17 protein-coding genes are annotated in these 20,058 nt (G+C 52.6%); 3 read left to right on the top strand and 14 right to left on the bottom strand.

Annotated features, from left to right (window positions below):
- Positions 1 to 19 precede the first annotated feature (19 nt).
- The 6 genes from DFP95_RS04995 to coxB form a co-directional block, all read right to left on the bottom strand.
- Entirely contained in the window at positions 20 to 481 is a 462-nt protein-coding gene (locus DFP95_RS04995; RefSeq protein ID WP_115991487.1) for a DUF420 domain-containing protein, read from the bottom strand.
- A 126-nt stretch (positions 482 to 607) separates the two neighbouring features.
- On the bottom strand, positions 608 to 1,525 hold the full coding sequence (gene ctaG, locus DFP95_RS04990; protein ID WP_115991486.1) for a cytochrome c oxidase assembly factor CtaG: 918 nt from the start codon (positions 1,523 to 1,525) through the stop codon (positions 608 to 610).
- An 80-nt stretch (positions 1,526 to 1,605) separates the two neighbouring features.
- Positions 1,606 to 1,929: a cytochrome C oxidase subunit IV family protein gene (locus DFP95_RS04985; protein WP_115991485.1), complete on the bottom strand. Its 324-nt coding sequence runs from the start codon at positions 1,927 to 1,929 to the stop codon at positions 1,606 to 1,608.
- A 4-nt stretch (positions 1,930 to 1,933) separates the two neighbouring features.
- On the bottom strand, positions 1,934 to 2,554 hold the full coding sequence (locus DFP95_RS04980; protein WP_115991484.1) for a cytochrome (ubi)quinol oxidase subunit III: 621 nt from the start codon (positions 2,552 to 2,554) through the stop codon (positions 1,934 to 1,936).
- Entirely contained in the window at positions 2,551 to 4,356 is a 1,806-nt protein-coding gene (ctaD, locus tag DFP95_RS04975; RefSeq protein WP_115991848.1) for a cytochrome c oxidase subunit I, read from the bottom strand. The genes DFP95_RS04980 and ctaD overlap by 4 nt, the downstream gene beginning before the upstream one ends.
- A 72-nt stretch (positions 4,357 to 4,428) precedes the next feature.
- The gene (gene coxB / locus DFP95_RS04970; protein ID WP_245987368.1) at positions 4,429 to 5,454 is read right to left on the bottom strand and encodes a cytochrome c oxidase subunit II; all 1,026 of its coding nucleotides are present in this window, start codon (positions 5,452 to 5,454) and stop codon (positions 4,429 to 4,431) included.
- 408 nt (positions 5,455 to 5,862) lie between these two features.
- On the opposite strand from coxB, the gene DFP95_RS04965 reads away from it, so the two are divergent.
- Positions 5,863 to 6,615 (top strand): hypothetical protein, encoded by a 753-nt coding sequence (locus DFP95_RS04965; RefSeq protein WP_181907260.1) that lies wholly within the window; start codon positions 5,863 to 5,865, stop codon positions 6,613 to 6,615.
- Between the two features lie 687 nt (positions 6,616 to 7,302).
- Here the strand turns inward: DFP95_RS04965 and map are convergent.
- Positions 7,303 to 8,067 (bottom strand): type I methionyl aminopeptidase, encoded by a 765-nt coding sequence (gene map, locus DFP95_RS04960; protein ID WP_281273393.1) that lies wholly within the window; start codon positions 8,065 to 8,067, stop codon positions 7,303 to 7,305.
- A 157-nt stretch (positions 8,068 to 8,224) separates the two neighbouring features.
- Here map and DFP95_RS04955 point away from each other — a divergent pair, with 157 nt between their 5' ends.
- On the top strand, positions 8,225 to 9,388 hold the full coding sequence (locus DFP95_RS04955) for a hypothetical protein (RefSeq protein WP_115991482.1): 1,164 nt from the start codon (positions 8,225 to 8,227) through the stop codon (positions 9,386 to 9,388).
- 77 nt (positions 9,389 to 9,465) lie between these two features.
- On the opposite strand, the gene DFP95_RS04950 is transcribed toward DFP95_RS04955, so the two are convergent.
- From DFP95_RS04950 to DFP95_RS04925, 6 genes are all read right to left on the bottom strand, one after another.
- Positions 9,466 to 9,654 (bottom strand): hypothetical protein, encoded by a 189-nt coding sequence (locus DFP95_RS04950; protein ID WP_115991481.1) that lies wholly within the window; start codon positions 9,652 to 9,654, stop codon positions 9,466 to 9,468.
- 231 nt (positions 9,655 to 9,885) lie between these two features.
- The gene (locus tag DFP95_RS04945) at positions 9,886 to 10,656 is read right to left on the bottom strand and encodes an FHA domain-containing protein (RefSeq protein ID WP_181907259.1); all 771 of its coding nucleotides are present in this window, start codon (positions 10,654 to 10,656) and stop codon (positions 9,886 to 9,888) included.
- A 212-nt stretch (positions 10,657 to 10,868) separates the two neighbouring features.
- Entirely contained in the window at positions 10,869 to 12,572 is a 1,704-nt protein-coding gene (locus DFP95_RS04940) for a long-chain-fatty-acid--CoA ligase (protein ID WP_115991479.1), read from the bottom strand.
- Positions 12,573 to 12,585: 13 nt separating this feature from the next.
- Complete coding sequence (locus DFP95_RS04935) at positions 12,586 to 14,382, bottom strand: acyl-CoA dehydrogenase family protein (RefSeq protein ID WP_115991478.1); 1,797 nt, start codon at positions 14,380 to 14,382, stop codon at positions 12,586 to 12,588.
- Positions 14,383 to 14,410: 28 nt separating this feature from the next.
- Entirely contained in the window at positions 14,411 to 15,598 is a 1,188-nt protein-coding gene (locus DFP95_RS04930; RefSeq protein ID WP_115991477.1) for a thiolase family protein, read from the bottom strand.
- Positions 15,599 to 15,731: 133 nt separating this feature from the next.
- Positions 15,732 to 18,074, bottom strand: coding sequence for a 3-hydroxyacyl-CoA dehydrogenase/enoyl-CoA hydratase family protein (locus DFP95_RS04925; RefSeq protein ID WP_281273392.1), 2,343 nt, complete (start codon positions 18,072 to 18,074; stop codon positions 15,732 to 15,734).
- Positions 18,075 to 18,337: 263 nt separating this feature from the next.
- Between DFP95_RS04925 and DFP95_RS28795 the strand changes: the two genes are divergently transcribed.
- Positions 18,338 to 18,511: a hypothetical protein gene (locus tag DFP95_RS28795; protein ID WP_181907258.1), complete on the top strand. Its 174-nt coding sequence runs from the start codon at positions 18,338 to 18,340 to the stop codon at positions 18,509 to 18,511.
- A 190-nt stretch (positions 18,512 to 18,701) separates the two neighbouring features.
- Here DFP95_RS28795 and DFP95_RS04915 read toward each other — a convergent pair whose 3' ends face one another.
- Positions 18,702 to 19,889 (bottom strand): copper amine oxidase N-terminal domain-containing protein, encoded by a 1,188-nt coding sequence (locus DFP95_RS04915; RefSeq protein WP_245987425.1) that lies wholly within the window; start codon positions 19,887 to 19,889, stop codon positions 18,702 to 18,704.
- Positions 19,890 to 20,058 lie beyond the last annotated feature (169 nt).

The raw sequence follows: 20,058 nt of genomic DNA, 5'->3' as shown, positions 1-20,058 counted from the left end.
AGAGTAACTCTATCGCTTATTATCCGAAAATCGCATCTATGACCGGCTTCGTATGTCCGCCCGGGTAACAGAGGTACAAGAGAACGTATACCGTTACTCCCGTAATGACGGTAGCGAACCAAATCTTCGCCGTGATCTTACCCCACTTGCGGTGCTTGGCGAATTTCTTGCGGTAAGCGAGCGTTAGCGTCGTTATCCCGAATGCGGCTGCGACGGTCGCAAGCACGATGTGGAATAACAAGAAGACAAGATATACCGTCTTGAGGCTTTCCGGTCCGTTAAACATCGTATTGCCGATGAAGATCGTGCGCGAGACGTAAATAATGAAGAAGCAGCTAGCCGCGATGGCCGCTCCAACCATCACCTTCTCGTGCGCTTCCCGTTTGCCTTTAATAATCAACCGCCAGCCAATGGCCACTAGAATTCCGCTGATGAGAATAAAACTCGTGCTGACAAGTGGAAAAATATCATACCACGACATGTAACATTCACCCGCTCTATCATCGTAACTACAAGGTTTCTTGTACCTATTGTACCTGTCCGCCCGAATTAGTTCAAACGATTCGGCGTACCGTCACACATTGTTAATAAAGATAACTTCGGCCGTTTAACTTTTAGTGAGCAAGCTACCCGTTCCGCCCGAATCCGCGACATCGTCCTCTTGCGCCCGCTCCTTGCGGTACCATTGCATGAAGACGGTGTACAGAGCTGCGGCGTTAACGAATTCCTGTAGCAGCTTCATCACGATGCCGCCTAACTGCTGGTCGTCCTTTCCGCTCATCATATTGAAGAAGGCCGGCCCTTCGAATTTACTCAATAAGACCGATGGATCTCCCGCCATGCAGTAGCCCATCGCTTTGACCCAAACCTCGGGATCGTTATATACCGCGAATAACGGCTGTTCCGCGAAGATGATCATCGCGCACGCTGGCGTCAACAACAGTCCGCTCATGAAAATGTAGCCCAACGTGAGCATATGCGACATTCTTCTCCACTCCGGGATCGGGCAATAGACATGCCACCACATCATCATGGACGAAAGGAACAACAAAGCGTAGTAAATCCGGTGCACCGTGAAATGGGTCATGATCCAATCGTGGTTATCGGGCATGTGATAGAACGAGAAGAGCAAAGTAAACAGCCCTAAGCTAATGATCGGATTCATGATTACACGGAATACGCCTAATCTCCAGAACCGGGCTTGGAATAGGCGGCGCCAGAACCAATCCGGTAAACCGTATATTAATAACGGCGGTACGAGAATGTACGCGAACGCCATATTGGTCATATGGAAAGTAAACATCAAGTGGCCCATCAAGCTAAGCGGACCGCCTTGAGTCAGGTACAGCATAACGATGGCGCTTACGAAAGCCAGTTGACGAGGGACCGATACGGACTTGCTGCCTGCGAACCGATGTCTCCAAGGTCCGACGACGAACGTGTACAGAACGAGTATCGCCATCGTGAAAATGATCCACGCAGGACTCCACAAGTCGCGAAATGAGAAAAACTCCAATCCCAGCATTGCCATCAAACTCCTTCCGTTCAAGTAAAAAGAGAGGTCGGATTTTGGCCCGCCTCTCTGCGATTAAACCCTTGAATTTCTTACCACCATACCCAATACAGAGCCATGATCACCATCGTGAAGACGACGAACACTCCGGCAAGGATTCCGATGATCGGAAATAAATGCCCGCGATCTTTCATGTGCATCCAGAATGCCATCTGAATGAATACTTGAATGACCGCCATCGATACTAAAATGATATACGTGAAGGTTGCGTTGATTTCACCCGCGGATACGGCGGCAAAGGCGATAATCGTAAGCGCCAGCGACATAACGAATCCAACGATATGCTTCTGCGGACCTTCGACCTTGTGCCGTTTCGTCGCTTCTCCGGAAGCCGAATGGTCGTGGTTGCTCGACATGTGATTAACCAGCCACCTTTCCCATCAAGTAAACAACGGTGAAGATGAATACCCAGACAACGTCGATGAAATGCCAGTAAATGGCGGATATATATACTTTCGGCGCGGTCACGACCGTCAAGCCTTTTTTGAAAATTTGACCGATAACGATTCCGATCCATACGACCCCGAAGGCAACGTGGGCTCCGTGGAACCCGACTAACGTATAGAACGAGGAACTAAATGCGCTAGTCGTAAAGCCATGGCCTTCATGTACGTATTCTTTGAACTCGTAAATTTCGAGTCCAAGGAAGCATAACCCGAGCACGATCGTGACGATCAACCAGCCGATCATGCTTTTCTTATTGTGGTGATGCAGCGCTTGAACCGCGAATACGCTCGTCAAGCTTGATGTAAGCAAGATCATCGTCGCCGCGAATACCATCGGCAACTGGAACAATTCGTTGGCCGTAGGACCATCTCCGATATTGTGGCGAAGAGCTAGGAATGCCGAGAACAACGTTCCGAACAATACCGTCTCCGCACCGAGGAAGATCCAGAAACCTAGAATCTTGTTGCGCGCTTCTAAGGTCGCTTTCTCCGGTTCGTGCGGTAATTGTCCTTCCGCGTGATCATGTGCGCTCATGCGTGCACCCCCTTCTCCTGATCTTCCGGTTCGATGTGGAAACCGTGATCGTCATACAAGGAACGGATGAGCATGCAGCCGAATGTGATCAGTAGACCGATGCCGGCAACGATAAGGCGATCGTACATAAATCCGAAACCTGCAACGAACAATCCGATACTCATGATCAATGGCAAGATCGACGGAGATGGCATATGAATCGAACCGATCGGCTCGGCAGGCGTCATTGCCGTCTTCCCTTCCATCTTTTCCTTCCAAAATGCATCGTATCCGCGAACGAGCGGCGTTTGTTGGAAATTGTATTCCGGCGGTGGCGACGGAATCGACCATTCCAATGTACGGCCGTCTTCCCATGCATCGCCTGCCGCGTTGCGCGGCTTAGCCCACGTGGTAAAGATGTTGAGCAAGAACACGATCGTTCCGATACCCATGAAGAACGCGCCGATCGTACTAATAAAGTTCATGTCGTCATAGCCTTGTCCGCCTAAGTATGTATAGACGCGTCTAGGCATGCCGAGCAAGCCCAAGAAATGTTGAATGAAGAACGTCAAGTGGAAACCGAGGAAGAATGTCCAGAACGTAATTTTGCCGAGCGTTTCGTTCAGCATACGACCGAACATTTTCGGCCACCAGTAATGCAAGCCCGAGAAAATACCGAAGATCAATCCGCCGACGATAACGTAGTGAAAGTGAGCGACTACGAAATAAGTATCGTGGTATTGATAATCCGCAGGAGCGGAAGCGAGCATAACGCCGGTAACTCCGCCCATTACGAAGGTCGGAATGAATCCGATCGCGAACAAGTTCGCGGTCGTGAATCGAATCGAACCGCCCCACAGGGTGAACAGCCAGTTAAAGATCTTAACCCCCGTCGGAACCGCGATCAGCATCGTCGCGATGGAGAACAATCCGTTGGCAACCGGTCCCAGACCCGTCGTGAACATGTGATGCGCCCATACCATGAATCCGAGGAAGGCGATCAACACGGTCGCGAATACCATGGAGCTGTAGCCGAACAGACGCTTACGCGAGAACGTGCTGACGACTTCGGAGATAACGCCGAATGCCGGCACGATCAGGATGTATACTTCAGGATGACCGAAAACCCAGAAAATATGCTCCCATAGAACCGAGCTGCCTCCGTTGCCGACCTCGAAGAAGTTGGCGTGGAACAACCTGTCGAACATGAGCGCTACCAGACCGACGGTCAGTACCGGGAACGCGAATACGATTAGAGCCGAAGTAATGAAGATTGTCCATGTGAACATAGGCAATCTCATGAAGGATAGTCCCGGCGCACGCATGTTGATGATCGTCGCCATGAAGTTGATACCGCCGAGCAATGTACCGATACCGGCTATCTGCAAGCCGATGACGTAATAATCGACCCCGTGCCCGGAATTGAACGTCGGCCCGGCCAGCGGAACGTATGACGTCCAGCCCGCGTCCGGAACGGCGCCTGCGAACCAGCTCAAGTTAAGCAGCAATCCGCCGAAGAAGAACGTCCAGAAGCCGAGGGCGTTCAAGAACGGGAACGCTACGTCCCGCGCGCCGATCTGAAGCGGAATAACCGCGTTCATGAGAGCGAACAGGAGCGGCATCGCCGCCAAGAAAATCATGGTCGTACCGTGCATCGTAATCAATTCGTTAAATGTATCTCCGGAAACGACGTCGTTCATCGGCTTCATGAGTTGAACCCGAATGACGATCGCTTCCAAACCGCCTATTAAGAAGAAGAACAAACCTGCAATCATGTACAGTATGCCGATCTTCTTATGGTCGACGGTCGTTAGCCAATCCATCAAGCCGCTATAACGCTTGACCGTGTGTCCATGTGCTGCCAAGGCCACGTACCTCCTTCAATTCCCGCTTAATTAATAGTCGAGCTTGTATGCCGCCAAGTATTCGGCAATGGCGCTTACTTGCTCCGGACTTAGATCGTTATCCACGGCCTTGGGCATCATGGCGCCGGATTTGTATTTCTGAGGATCGGTGATCCAGTCGTGAAGATTCTGCTCAACCGGAACCTCGTCGTTATACAGAATACCGCCGATCGTTTGACGTCCGCCCACGCCGGTCAAGTTCGGAGCGCTGTTGCCTCCGTTTTCGCCGACCGCATGGCAGCTTAAGCATTGCGAAGTGAATTTCTCCGCGATTTCCGCGTCGGCAGGCATAACGGCAGGAGCCTTCATCGCCGAGACCCAACGGGCGAACGATTCGGGGCTTACCGCTTTGGCTTTAAAGTCCATTAAAGCATGAGAAGGTCCGCACAGCTCCGCGCATTTGCCGCGGAACACGCCTTCTTTAGGGAAATCTAAGTACATTCTGTTGGTAACTCCGGGGTTCGTGTCCATTTTACCGCCGATGGACGGGATCCAGAAGGAGTGCTTAACGTCCGCACCCACCAACTCGAACGAAACAGTCTTATCCGTAGGAACGATCAGTTCTTGGGCGGTCGTGATTCCCAAGTCCGTGTATTCGAATTCCCACCAATATTGATGCGCGGTTACTTTAACCTGCACGGCATTCTTGTCTTTACTGTAATCCTTAGCCAAGCCGAATACGTCTTTGATCGTCGGCACGCCTAGAATAAGCAGCAATACGAGAGGGATAACCGTCCAGATGATTTCCAGCGTGTGATTTCCTTCCACTTGCTTAGGAATGCTCTTGTCGCCTTGGCGACGACGAAAGCGAATCAGCACGTAAATACAGATGGCGAACACAATGACAACGACCAAAGCCATGATACCAATGGAAAGTTTCATCAAATCTAATTGTTTCTCAGCTACCGGTCCTTGCGGATTCAGAGTTGAGAGATCTGCTCTTCCACATCCCGACAGTAGCAATACCAAACCTGTCAGCAGCGGAAGCAGCCGCTTCATTACAGGCCACCGATTCATCTTATCAACCCCAATTTGACGTTATCATAGAAAACCTTTGCCCTGAATGGCAAACGCTTTCTATATGTACACGGATGTTGGACCAAGCAACAAACGCTCTTCAAGCACTCTCATAAATATAAAGATTGAGCCGTTGGTTTGTCAATGTTCACAGAACAGTTCACAAATTGTTCTCAAAACTGTCAAAACCGCGTCATTTCAAGGTTTTCGTGCTTTAGTCCCTATCGCGAAAGCGACTTGCGACGGCCCTCGGACAGAACCCCTCATGAGTTAGCCGAAAGCGGCCGACTTTTATTCCCTCCCCTTCTTTTTGCCAATATGGCCGAGTTTTATGTGCGCGATCGAACGCATACTTTTCCGGCCGAAGTAAATCCTATGCTCATATTGATTTTTCAGGAGGGTTGTCCTATGTCGGCTCGACGTTCATGCGCTCTTATCGCGGTCGCTTTAATGCTTGGACTATTGACGGCTTGCAACTACAAATCCTACTTTCAGAAAAGCGGTAACGATTACTCCAGCCGGAACGTGAACGATCCGAAAATGATGCACGTCCGCTCCTACGGCAAATTGACAGCCGACCCGAAACAGCATGAAAATCGTTATTTCGAATATAGCTCGGCACTCTCGAACAAAGTGGCCTCCTTACCCGGTATTAACACCGCGCTCGTTTTTTTAACCGACAAGAATGCTTACGTCGGTATTCTTACGGATTGGACGGCTACCGGAACGGAAGCCAGAGGCGGGCCTCGGACGCACGAGCAAGACAATACCGGCACTACCGAAGGCGTATACGACGTCAGCAGCGGCAGCACGAAATGGGATAATCGGCAGGTCGCCACGCCATACAATTCCTACTTTACTCACAAGGACTACACCGATCTTTCCTCGGAGCTGCGTCAGGTCATCGGCGATAACATTCGCGCATCTTTCCCGAGAGCTCAAGAGGTGCACATCTCCGCTAACCGGGAATACGTCAATCAATCGCTCGAATTCGCCAAAGTCGCGTGGCTCAAAAAGCCGCTCGCACCGTTAACTGAAGACTTCAACACGCTGGTCCAGTACACATTCGGCATGGGGAATAAGGTTCCTTTGCCTTTGTATATGAAGCCTGCTGGGCAGCCTGCGGATGAGCTTCCTGATCGGCTTCCTGGGCAGATGTAGTAATTGCGGAGCCGCCAAGTTAGCGGACGGTTATGTAGAAGCGGAGCTAGGAGTGGATTACACACTTGCTCCGCTTTTCTTTATTTTCCCCACCGAAATGCCTCGCCTCGTTCGTCGAAAAGTGATTCGTTCGTCGATTTAAAGCGGCGGAGACGCTCTAACTTCACTCAAAATGCCTCGTTCGTCGATTTAAAGCGGCGGAGACGCTCTAATTTCACTCAAAGTGCCTCGTTCGTCGATTTAAAGCGGCGGAGACGCTCTAACTTCACTCAAAATGCCTCGTTCGTCGATTTAAAGCGGCGGAGACGCTCTAATTTAACTCTCAGTGCCTCGTTCAACTAAACCCCACGAAATGAGCCGAGTTAGTCCGATTTGGTTACTATCGCGGCTCGATTCCACTGCGGATGGCCGAGTTAGTTCGATTTGGTTACTATCCCGGCTCAATTCCACCACAGATGGCCGAGTTAGTCCGATTTGGTTACTATCGCGGCTCAATTCCACCACAGATGGCCGAGTTAGTCCGATTTAGTTACTATCGCGGCTCGGTTCCACTTCGGAGAGTTTATGGTTGGAGAATTAGCTAAGTTTCTTGGATAACTCAACCCGATCGACTCTCGATGGGCTGAATTAGCAAGGTTTCTTCGTTAACTCCACTCGATCGGCTCATCGTGAGCGGAATTAACTAGGTTACTTCGTTAACACAATGGGGCCGTCAGCGGTAATGGCCACCGTGTGTTCGAATTGAGCGGACAAACCGCCTTCTATAGTCAACACGGTCCATCCGTCTTCCGCAATATATACTTCCGGAGATCCGATCGTGAGCATCGGCTCGATCGTTATGACCATTCCTTCTTTCAGCTTGCGCCCCGTGCCTGCCTTCCCGACATGAGGAACCTCTGGCGGCTCGTGCAGGTTTCTTCCGATTCCATGACCCCCGAATTGGCTTACTATTCCATATGGTCCGCTCTCGGCTACCAAACCGACAGCCGCGGCAATATCGCCGATCGTATTGCCGACCTTGGCTTGCCCGACCCCCTGCCACATCGCTTGATAAGCTGCCTTCCTTAATTTCAATGCTTCCGGTTTAACGTTTCCGACAGCGTAAGTCCAGGCCGTATCGGCCATCCATCCGTCGAGCTCTGCGACGAAATCCAACGTCACGAGATCGCCGTCCTGCAGCAGCCGATCGTTCGGCATGCCGTGGCAAACGCAGTCGTTGACCGCCGCGCATATTGCATACGGATAACCATGAAAGCCTTTCTGCGCCGCGGATGCCCCCCGGTCCGTCATATAACGGTCCGCGTACTCATTCAGTTCCATCGTTGAAATCCCCGGTCTGACTCTCCGGCCGAGTTCCTTCTTCAATTGCGCGGACAACTTTCCGGCCAGCGCCATAAGCGCTATTTCCTGGCGCGTGCGAATTGCCGGGGCCGTTCCCCTCCCGTTAGCCACGCCTACACCTCCCGTTTCTTCCTTAGATAAGATATTCTATGGAACGGGAAAGTGGAATTTGCCGCGAACTTTGCTTTAGGAAAAGGAAAATCGTTTCTATCCGTTGAATATCCTTTCAGCGTACCGACAATCGACTGAAAAGAGGTTCATCATTTATATGTCTAAACTAAAGCACAAAAGAAAATTCAACCGCGCGACTTATGTCGTTCTATACTTAATGATTATCGCCGTACTCATTCCGCCAAGTTCCTTTGCCTACGCTGATAAACAACCATCTATACAGGACAAGGTTCCGATTGCCGATCATCCCTACCTGACTATCCATTATTCAGTAAACGGCAATACCGTCAAGCTGATACCGGGCATGAGCAAAAAAGCTATCGACGACCTTATTGGCGAAGGCATAACCTATCGCTCCGCGGGATTCGACTACGACATGCACGGCGAATTGCTGATCGCTTACGAGAACGATCAAGCCGCGTATTTCTCCGTCGAGAACGATGTACAAGCCTCGCTCAACGGGCTTATCGGCGAATCTTCCTCGCTTGAAGACGTTAGGCAACTGCTGGGAAGGCCAAGCATCGAAGAAACCGGTGAATATTTGTTCATAGAAAGCGACGGCTCGTTCCAACAAGTGAATCCAGGCGAAGACGTTAGCCGCGTACCGGGTTCAGCCACTTATCGCCTTCGTTTTAATTCATCCTATACGGACGAAATTTACTCCTTTGACATCAAACGCGAGGATTTCAGAAGCTTGGCGGAGGAGCGCGTCGCAGCCCTTAATTCCCTCGAAGATCTTCCGGCTAAACCCAAGCCTTATACCATGTGGGATCTTTCCGTCCAGACGGCGGACGACAAAAGGAGAATCGCCATCGGCATGAGCAAAGCGGAGGTGGATAGGCAATTCGGAAAGCCTACTTCATATCGCGGACTCTGGCGTACCCTCTGGTATGATTATCGGGGCGCCGATGTGTTCTACAGGAAGGGTAAGGTAGCCGGAATAAAGATCGCTTTGGGCCAAGATTCAACGGAAATCTTCCGAACGCCCCGCGGATTGGGTTTATTGACCAACGAAGCGAAAATGATCCGGCTTTACGGGAAGCCTGGCCATATTTCAAAAGGCTCGATTGAATACTTCTTCTACAAAAGCCAGTCCGGATTGCGTAAATTGCCTAGTCTTCCTCAGCTTACGATACAAGAGGAAAGGCCGCCTACCGATCAATCCTATGTCATAAGCATCATACTTTCATTGAACCATGACGAGAAGCTGATCGACTATCTATTTATTAGCGACTTTAAGTTCGCCTACGAGCTTCAATAACCTTGATAAAACAAAAAAAACCGACTCGATGAAGGCTTATAAAGCCTATCATCCTGTCGGTTGTACCATGCCACGCATCAAGAAGCGGGGGAATTCAATTTAGTCAGCTCGCGCTCGACGAGACTCGTTAGCTCTTCTTCGTATCCTCCGGTAATTCTGTACTTACGGATGTAATCTTTAACAAACTTGCGCGGATCCTTGGGTCGGAAAATTCTAGTCAGTTCTCTCAAACTTTCTTGAACCTCATTGTGGCTGCGTTTGGCCATGCAATTCCCTCCCAGTGGAATGGATTCCGACCCGGCGCGAATCCCGGAACGGAGGCGGTATTACGCCACCCGGAGAACCGAATATAAGGTTCTTCCTTCAAGCCTCGATGTTCCACCGCAATTTGCCATAAAGGAAAACGTCCCTGCATTTTATTATTATACCATTTCTCAGCTGGAGGATAAAGTAAAAAACGCTAGGCTTCCGTTACCAATGGAGGTTAGCCCTGACTCTTATTCCGTCGGGATCCTGACTTCGAATAGCTGTTCATTGCCCGATAAGGAGAACTTTTCCCCCGCTTGCAATTCATATCTCGTGCCCGGCTTCAAGCGATCTCCGTTCTCGAGAAACGTGCCGTTGGACGAACCTTTGTCCTCTAGAATAAATAAACGGCTTTCTTCAATATATCCTAAAGTGCAATGTACGCGACTGATTTCTCCCGATTCGTATGGAAAAAGGATGGAGCAATGCGCGGGATCCCGACCGAAGGTCAAGCGGCGGTTTACGATACGATAACTGTTGCCCGCATGTTCTCCTCCTAATCCGCAAAGCCTCGGTTCGTTCTCGTCCGCCGCTTCCGCCTGCCCTGAATACGCCAGAATCTGCGTGATCGGAATCGTATAATCCGTTAAGGGATCATCCTCATAACCCGAGTTACGCATCGTGTCCCTATTCTCGGCTTCATCATCTTCTTCCCACTCCTGAATGCCGTTATCGTCGAATAGCTCTTGCTCATCCGACTCCGATTCCGGTTCCGATGAAGACGAATCGTTCGAATTTCTGCCCTTTGCCGTCATCTGCAAGAAAGCGATAACCGCACCAACCGCTACGGCGATTCCGACTGCAAGCGCGGCTAAGAGCGGAAGAGTTCCAACCCTCACTTGAGAAGTGGCAGTATCCCAATCGCCCGCCGCGAACGCGTTCAAAGGCAAGGTTAGCATCCCCATTACGAAAACTGCCGCGCAAGCTGCTCTCTTAGCCTTGCGGGGCGCCTTTCCTTTCAACTTAAAGAACTCCCCCCTTTCTCTAGTCTTGCGTTCTCGCTCCGCCAACACCCTCACCCCCGTCATCGACCGCACATAAGTTCATCAAATTGTAAACGCTTTCCTTCCTGAGTAGAAAGAACAAGCATAATTTTTACGCATGCCATTCATTATACCGAAAAAGATCTTTTCCATCAATTCAACTTAACCATAATTTAGTATAAATTTAGGTGTTATTCCACTTTTTCCTCTAGTTCTTCCTTTAATTTGCGCCTTAAAACTTTGCCGATCAGCGACAACGGAAGCTCGTTCCGGAACTCGTAATGCTTGGGAACTTTATATGCGGCGAGCCTATCCCGGCACCACCGGTCAAGCTGCATTTCCGACACCTGCCAGCCTTCCTTCAACACGATAAAAGCCTTTACGGTCTCTCCCCTGTAGGGATCCGGGACACCCATGACGGAAGCTTCCTTGATCGCGGGATGCTCGAACAGAACCTCCTCGACTTCGCGGGGATATACGTTGTATCCTCCGGCTAAGATTAAATCTTTTTTCCGATCGATGATCGTAAAATATCCGTCCTCGTCCATCGTCCCCAGATCGCCCGTCCGCAACCAGCCATCACGCAGCACGGCCGCCGATTCCTCCGGGCGATCCCAATAACCCGCCATCACTTGAGGTCCGCGGATCGCAATTTCCCCGATCTCTCCGATCGGCAGCGGATCCAAGCTCTCTTCACCCACGATTCGGACATCCGTGTCGGGAAGGGGAATTCCGACCGTCCCGGATTTGCGGAACCCCCAGATCGGATTGCAATGCGAGACCGGCGACGTCTCCGTCAATCCGTATCCTTCGATCAGCCTTCCTCCGGACAGTTGCTCGAACTTCTCTTGCACTTCCCGGGGAAGCGGCGCTGCTCCGCTAACGCAGATCTTCACCGAGCGAAGATCGTCTTTCTGCGCGCTCGGATGGTTAAGCAGTGCAATGTACATCGTAGGCGCCCCGGGAAAAATCGTAGGTCTGCGTCGACGAATCGTCTCTAGCACCAGCTTCGGATCGAAGCGGGGAATAAGAAGCAATGTCCCGGCCTTGTACACCGCTTGATTCATGAGCACCGTCAAACCGAACACATGGAAGAGAGGCAGCGCCGCCAAATAACTTTCCTTGCCCTGCTCCAGACGATAACACCAATTCGAGAGCTGCAAGGTATTGGCGAGTAGATTGGCATGCGTGAGCATCACGCCTTTCGGCCGTCCGGTCGTCCCTCCCGTATACTGAATCATAGCCAGCTCCGTCTCTGCATCGACCTCCTCGCATATCGGGGTCTCTTGGCCTCGTCTCAGAACGGAGGACCACCGTAATACTCCGTCGGAGGCTTTGTACTTCACCTTCAGCTCGGGATACTCCTTGCGACGCTTGATCGGGTACAGCGCGTTTTTGGGAAATGGCAGCCCGTCGGACAACGAGGTTACGATAATTTGCCTTATAGCAGTGCCCTCTCTCGCTTTCAGGACTCTTGGCAGCAGCAGGTCTAGGGTAATAAGTGTTGCAGCCCCGCAATCGGCAAGTTGAAAATGCAACTCTCGTTCGGTATAGATCGGGTTCGTCTGTACGACGATAGCCCCGGCCATCAATCCGGCGTAATACGCGATAACCGCTTGCGGACAATTCGGAAGCATGATCGCGAGCCGGTCTCCCTTTGCGATTCCAATGGCGCGGAGCGCGTTCGCCATCTTGAAGCACAATCGGAGCAACTCTTTGTAGGTGTAGCTTTTCCCGAGAAAATCGATGGCTTCTTTATTCGGAAAATCGCGAGCGGAATCGAGCAATATGCGAGCGACGTTGGTTTGGGGATAATCGAAGGTCTGAGACACCTCGAAAGGGTAATGCTTGAGCCATGGACGATCGTTTTTCCAGTCTTCCAAGTTTTCTTCCATGCGGGATGCCTCCTCAGAATCCGACGTAGCTCTCGGCTGAGATGACTCGGGCGGAGATTCGCTTGCGCAAGGCGAACTGGTCTGCCGGCTCGAATCTCAGTATTCTTTTCAATACGGAAAGCTGCAGGCGCAGACTATCCCCTTTCTCCAACGAGGCTAGAACCGATCTTCCTCTTTGGCCGGCTCTCTCGAACGCTTCCTCGGCGAATAAAGCCGTCATATCCATCGGCTGCTGCAAGAGCTTGGAATCCGTTTGGGACAGCGACATTTTACGCGTTCTAAGCAAGGCGCACTCGAGCGCGTACATATCGATCATTCCGTCGGATAAGGCGGCTACGATTTCTTGTTCCCGCTCCAGCCTCAGACCGTGCTTCTGAACCGCAAGCCCGCCCACCATCAAAAATGCTTTCTTCAGCGCGGCGAGGATCTCCGTCGATCTAGCCAAGGAATCATTCCGTGGCGCGCGGGAGCCGGAAGAAAGCGGAGCCGGATTCAGCAATTCGCGCTGAAGCGCCTGAGCCCTCTCGATTAGAGGCAAATCTCCCTTTAACGCTCGCTTAAGCAAGGTAGCCGGTATGAGCAAGCGATTGATTTCGTTCGTCCCTTCGAAAATTCGGTTGATTCGGGAATCCCGGTATAACCTCTCGATTTTATATTCTTGAATATAGCCGCAGCCGCCATGGATCTGCACCCCTTCGTCGACGACGGCATCCATCGCTTCGGAGGCGAATACTTTGTTGATCGAACATTCCAAGGCATACTCCGCGATCGCATTCGCCACGTTCAAGTCTCCTACTTCATCATTCAACCCCGCCTGTTCCAACGATCGATCGATAAGCCCTGCCGTTCTGTACACCATGCTTTCGGTTATAAAAGCAAGCTTATTCATGTCCGCGAGCTTGGAGGAAACGAGCGGGAAAGAGGATATCGCCTTGCCGAACTGTTTGCGTTGATTAGCGTAGGCAGCCGACAATTGGATGGCTTCCTTCATTCCGCCAAGGCAGGCCGCCGCCAGCTTGAAGCGCCCGATATTCAGAATATTGAAGGCGATCAAATGCCCTTTGCCCGCTTCGCCCAGCAATCGATCAACAGGAATTCGCGCATCCTCGAAAAACAAAGGGCGAGTAGACGTGCCTTTGATGCCCATCTTGTGCTCCTCCGGACCGATCGTGAATCCCGGCGTATCCCGTTCGACGACGAATGCGCTGAATTGGGTGCCGTCTACTTTCGCGTATACGATGAACAAATCGGCGAATCCCGCGTTTGTAATATAGATCTTGGAGCCGTTCAGGATATAATGCTTGCCGTCCTCCGACATAACGGCCGCCGTTCGCGCGCCGAGCGCATCCGACCCCGATCCGGGTTCCGTTAAGCAGTATGCGGCAAGCCGTTCGCCGCTCGCCAAAGCCGGAAGCCATCTTTCCTTCTGTTCTGGGGTGCCGAAAAAAACGATTGGCAGCGTGCCGATACCGGTGTGCGCCCCGACCGATAACGCGAACGATGACGCCGGCGATAAGGTTTCGGCGAGCAAAGCCGTGGTTGTTTTGTCCAGCCCAAGTCCCCCGTAAGCCTCGGGCACATCCGCGCCTAACAATCCTATTTCGCCTGCCTTGCGCATGAGCTCCACCGTTAATTCATAATCCAACTTCTCGATCTCGGCATCGCGGGGCTTGATATCGCGCTCCACGAAAGCGCGGACCGTCTCGGCCAGCTTCAGCTGTTCCTCCGTGAAATCCTCGGGCGTCACGACATTCGACGGTTCGTCGTCGTCGACGATGAATCTGCCTCCGCCCCAAATCCGGTTCGCCATCGTGCGCCACCTCCTTTCCCGAGCAAGGTCATACCACTTCGATGACCCCTGCGGCTCCCATCCCGCCGCCGACGCACATCGTTACAACCCCGTAGCCGCCGCCTAATTTTAACAGCTCATGGATCAAAGTTACCGTCAGCTTGGTCCCCGTGCAGCCTAAAGGATGGCCTAGGGCAATGCCTCCTCCGTTGACGTTGACGAGCTCGGGATCGATCTCCAACCGGTCGATGACGGGCAAGCATTGCGCCGCGAAAGCTTCGTTGATCTCCCATAGGGAAACCTGTTCCGTGGAAAGTCCGGCAAGCTTCAACGCCTTGGGTACCGCCTCGACCGGTCCAAGCCCCATAATCTCCGGTTGGATTCCCGCGGTCGCGAATGCCCGAAACACGGCCAATGGTTGGATGCCCATGCTCTCGGCTTTCTCGCGGCTCATCACGACGACGGCCGCCGCGCCGTCGCTGTAGGGAGAGGAATTACCGGCGGTCACCGTCCCGTTCATGGTAAAAGACGGCTTAAGGGAACCCAGTATTTCGACGGTCGTATCCGGACGCACGCACTCGTCATGGCACATGGCATAGGGATGACTCGTGATATGGCCGGTAACCGGGTCGATCTTCGTAGCGCTCGTGAAAATAGATACGAGCTCGTCGTCGAACCGCCCTGCAGCCATTGCTTGAGCGGCTTTGCGATGACTATTCGCCGCGAATTCGTCCTGCATTTGCCTGGAGACGCCGCATCTCTTCGCGACGAGCTCCGCCGTATGCCCCATGCCCATGTATGCGGAAGGCATCGTATCCCATAGGCCTGGGTGCGGCGAAAGTTTGAAGCCGGTCATCGGAATTCTGCTCATGCTTTCGACGCCCCCGGCGACGACCGTATCGGCCCAACCGTTCTGGATCGTGGCAGCGGCTTGGGCGATAGCCTGCAGTCCCGAGGCGCAGAATCGGTTAACGGTGACAGCCGGAACCTGAACGGGAAACCCCGCGTTAAGCGTCAGCAGCCTCGCTACGTTAAGCCCCTGCTCCCCTTCCGGCATCGCGCAGCCGATGATGACGTCGTCGATCGTCGCCGGGTGCAATCCCGGCACTCGGTTGACCGCTTCGCGCAGCACCGCGGCTCCCAAGTCTTCCGGCCGGGTTTGCGCGAAGCCGCCCTTCTTTCCCCGGCCGACCGCCGTGCGCACCGCCGATACGATAACGGCATCTCTGACCGACATGGCTCTCCCCTCCTTGGAAACGCCAGCCATAGTCGGTTTGGGCGACTATGGGAGGGCGTGGGTGGTTTTGCGCCTTACCATAGTCGGTTATTGCGACTATGGGTGGGCGTTGGGTGGTTTAGTCGCGACTGCCTCAGTTGCGGAGAGGTTTGCCTGTAGCCAACATCTGCCGCATGCGCGCTTGTGTGAGCGGTTCTGCGCACAAGCTCAGGAACGCCTCCCGCTCCAGCTCCAACAAGTAATCTTCCGGAACCTCGGCTCCGGCAGGAAGATCGCCGCCGGTCAGCGCAACGGCCAGTTTTCCCGCGATCCTGACATCATGATCCGTAATGTAACCGCTGCGCCGCATGGAGGACACGGCTAGCTTCAACACGGTCGCCGCTTCCCTCCCGCCAACCTTCACTAGCCGATTCGCATCGGGTACGGCGTACCCTCTACGATCCAGCTCCAACACCGCGGTTTTCGCCTCGGCGATTCTCGACTCTTCGCGAATGACCGCCGCATCGCCCGCACGCCAATAGCCCAGTCGCTTCGCATGGTAGCCGCTATCCGATATTTTAGCCAACGCAATCGTTTCGAAAAGCTGGGTAATCGGCGAGGTCACGTCGTCGATGCCTGCCGCTTCCGCTCGTTCCTGAGCCATGACGGCAGCCGTCATGCATCCCCCTCCCGCCGGAATTAATCCGACTCCCGTTTCCACCAATCCGAAATAAGTCTCGGCGGAGAATAAAACCCGATCCGCAGGCAGACAAGCTTCCACTCCACCTCCTAAGGTCATCCTATGCGGCGCCGCCACGACCGGGCGAGGCATGACCCGAAGCGATTTCATGCTCTGTTGAAACTCTCGAATGATCAGATCGATTTCTTCCCATTCCCCGTTCTCCGCTTCCATCAGCAACAACATCAGATTCGCGCCCACGCAGAAATTCCGACCTTCGTTGGCTAGCACTAATCCGCGCCAGTTGCGATCTACCTCCTCGGATGCCTGGCGTATGGCGGACAGCACTCCCGGACCGATGGCATTATGCGGGGAATGGAATTCCAGACAAGCCACATCGTCGCCAACGTCGATCAATCTAGCACCGTCAGCCGCGAAAATCGTCCTCCCCCGATCGCGCAAAGAACGCAACGATATTTCCTCCGGCCTTTCCTCCACGAACTTGTAGTGACCTTGCGAATAATGAAACAAGCTGCCCGCCTTCCTTACGTAAAACGTCTCGGATTCCTTAGCCAGCATGGCCGCGACGGGAACAGGAACCGCGATTCCCCTCTCCTCGAGCTTAACTGCCGTCGCGGACACGCCTAGCGCATCCCACGTTTCGAACGGTCCTTCCTCCCAATTGAAGCCCCATCTCATCGCTTGGTCGATTTCCATGACGGTGTCCGCGATCTCGCCGAGCTTCTCCGCTGAATAGCAGAGCGTTGCCTCCAGCACGTCTCGTGCGAACCCCGCCAACCGATCGCGATCGGCGGCTTCGAGCAAAGCTTGCGCTTTACCCGAGATGCCGCTTGCCATTTTGGCCGCTTCTAATGCCGGCGAGGAGATTCTCTGCCTTGGGCGGTAGTCCATCGTCGACAAGTCGAGAACTTGAATGCGGTCCTTAGACTTCTCCTCTTTATTTTTGCGGTAAAATCCGCAGCCGCTTTTCTCTCCGAGCCATCCTCTCGACACGAGTTCCTCGATGATCGCCGGAGCGGCAAAAGCCTCCGCTTCCAACGGATCCGTCACGCTCTCCCGCACGTTGCGGCATACATGCAAGAAGGTATCCAGCCCCACCAAGTCCAACGTTCGAAAAGTAGCGCTTTTAGGCCGACCCAGCAAAGGACCCGTTACCGCGTCGACTTCATCTACCGTCAACCCGTGTTTTTCCATCGCCCGAAGCGTCGCTAGAATCGAATAAGTTCCGATTCGGTTGGCGATGAAGTTAGGCGTATCCTTAGCGATAACGACGCCTTTCCCCAGACGATCCCGGCAAAATCGGGCAACGCTAGAGACGGCTTCCGGAACCGTGTCGCGGCAAGGAACGATTTCGAGCAGCTTCATGTACCGTGGCGGGTTGAAAAAATGCGTAACCATCGCATGGCGACGGCATTCCTCTCCGCAGACCGAAGCAATCTCGTTGATAGATAAACCGGACGTATTGCTGCTGACGATCATACCCGGTTTCCAAACGGAATCTATCCTTTTCCATACGCTATGTTTCACGTCCAACTTCTCGGACACCGCTTCGATAACCCAGTCGCACTCGGACAACTCGGCCAAGTCCCTATCCAGATCGCCAGCCTTGATGCGGACCTGAAAAGACGGATCGTATAACGGGGACGGCCTCGTATCCTTGAGCCGTTCCAGCCCCTTGGCCGCCAGCCCTTCGAGATCCAGCAGCAAGCAAGGAATGCCGGCATTGGCCAGGTGGGCGGCAATAGCCGAGCCCATCACCCCCGCTCCGATCACCGCCGCCTTTCTTACATTCCACACGTGGCCTCACTCCCTTCGGGCGAATTTTTCAGATACCGCTATCCCGCCGATCGACCACCACCATCACACCTGTAACGGCACCGCGTGCCTCTAACCCTTCGCTGGATCGCCGAGTCGAACGATGTGTAGGAAGACTCTTCAATTAACTTGATATTCGTAAATTTATTCCTCTACAAGCACCTCATATGCCCACATCGGCAAAAAAGGACACGTCCTACCTTCTGAGAATGTTAATATACGAATCCGTTTACAAAGAAGAATCCATGTACTTCGTGTTTTTGATCAAATCCGTCGTCGTCGCGGATGAACACAACTTCGTGCACGACGGGAATATGGACTTACGCCGGAGCGGAAAAATCAAGCAACGAAAAACGAAAACGATAGAGACGTTAGAACGACACTCTCCATGGGAACCGAACGGAATAGACGCCAAATAGTAGAATGTTCGGGAAACTTGGACGGATGGGAAAAGCACGCAAACGGAAGAGTAAACAGAGTATGAAGCTGCTGTCATTGAGAAAGTGCGTTTAGAGGAGTTGTTCGAATCTTTCGAGGAGGTACGAGCTTGTGCTCGCGGGCCAGTCGCGAAAAAAGAGACGCACCCCAAGGCGCGTCCCCCTAACCAGACTATACTTGCTCGTTCTCCAAAACAGTCGCATCCGCGCTAAGAAGCCATTTGCCGTCGACTTTCTCCGCGGCATTCAAAATGACGCTTTTCACGGTTGACTTCGTACCGTCCACGTCGACTTCGGTAGTAGTGGAAACCAGCAGCGTCGCCTTGTCGGAGCCGTTATATTCCACAATCGTCCATTCGTCGGTCGTTACCGTCATCGCCGTAGAAGCGAAGAACTCCGCGAGCGTCGTCTTCAGATCCTCTTTGCCCGGATAATCGAGCAACGTAGCGATATAACCGTCTTCATTCTTTTCGTTAGCGGCTTTCATCTGATCCGCGAATACTTGTCCGATCGCCGCTTTGTCCGCATCCGGTATTTCGACCGTTTGCTTGAACATCCCCGGAATATCCGTATATTCCATGGCTATCGCTTCGACGTCGTATATTCTCCACGCGCCGTCCTTTTCTTTATGCAGGGTATAGCGGTTCTGGGATCTATTATCCGGGAAAAATTCGCCGCTCACCTTGGTCGTATTTTCTACGAGAATGACAACTGCCTCCGAGCCGGAAAACGATTCGATATACTTGTCCTCGATGATCGTCTTCGTCTTCGTTTTATCCCAATCTTCTTCGACTTCCTTAGCGTTGATCGCCGTGTCTTCCGAAAGAAGTCCCGCGAATCCGGCTTTGTCGTCGGCTGCTTCCACCAGCAGCATTTTGTTGAACAACTCGTATACGGCAGCTCTTTCTTCCTCCGTAGGCCCTTGGAAAACAAGGGAAATCGACTTCGTTTTCCCGCTCCATGAGACTTTATGGTTTGTCAGATCGCCCGCGAAACGAAGTCCGACCCACGTGCGGCCGTTCTCCGCGATCACCTCGCCCGTGCTATACACCGTCTGTCCGTTAACGAATGCGATGTCGCCTCCTACCGAGGCCTCGATGTCATATTCATCGTTAAAAGCATGAATCGTGCGAGTCTCTTGCTCGAACTCCGTCTCGTAACCCAGCAGTTTAAATAACGTTGCGTATTCAACGAAAGTCTTGCCCTTCTTGACCGATAGATTCGTTCCCAAATCCACGGTTTGTCCGTCCAACGCGACTTTAACCGTCGGTACCGCTACGTCGACCGTTGCCGCCGAAGCCGTGCCTGCCAAAGATAATGCCAGAATGCCGGATAACAAAGCAATGGCGAAACGCTTCATGAACACGCACCAACTTCCCTGAGTTTGCCTATCGAACCGCTTATATCTATTAAACAATATTACCATAATCTGCAACGATAAAAAGAGGCAGACCCTAGTAAACGTAAAGAAGCCCTCCCTGTTTAAAAGGATGGGCTTCTCTCTTATCCACGCATAACTATCTTAGCCT

It is taken from the genome of Cohnella lupini, assembly GCF_003386205.1.
GTDB lineage: Bacteria > Bacillota > Bacilli > Paenibacillales > Paenibacillaceae > Cohnella > Cohnella lupini.
This window is presented reverse-complemented; position numbering and strand designations above follow the sequence as displayed.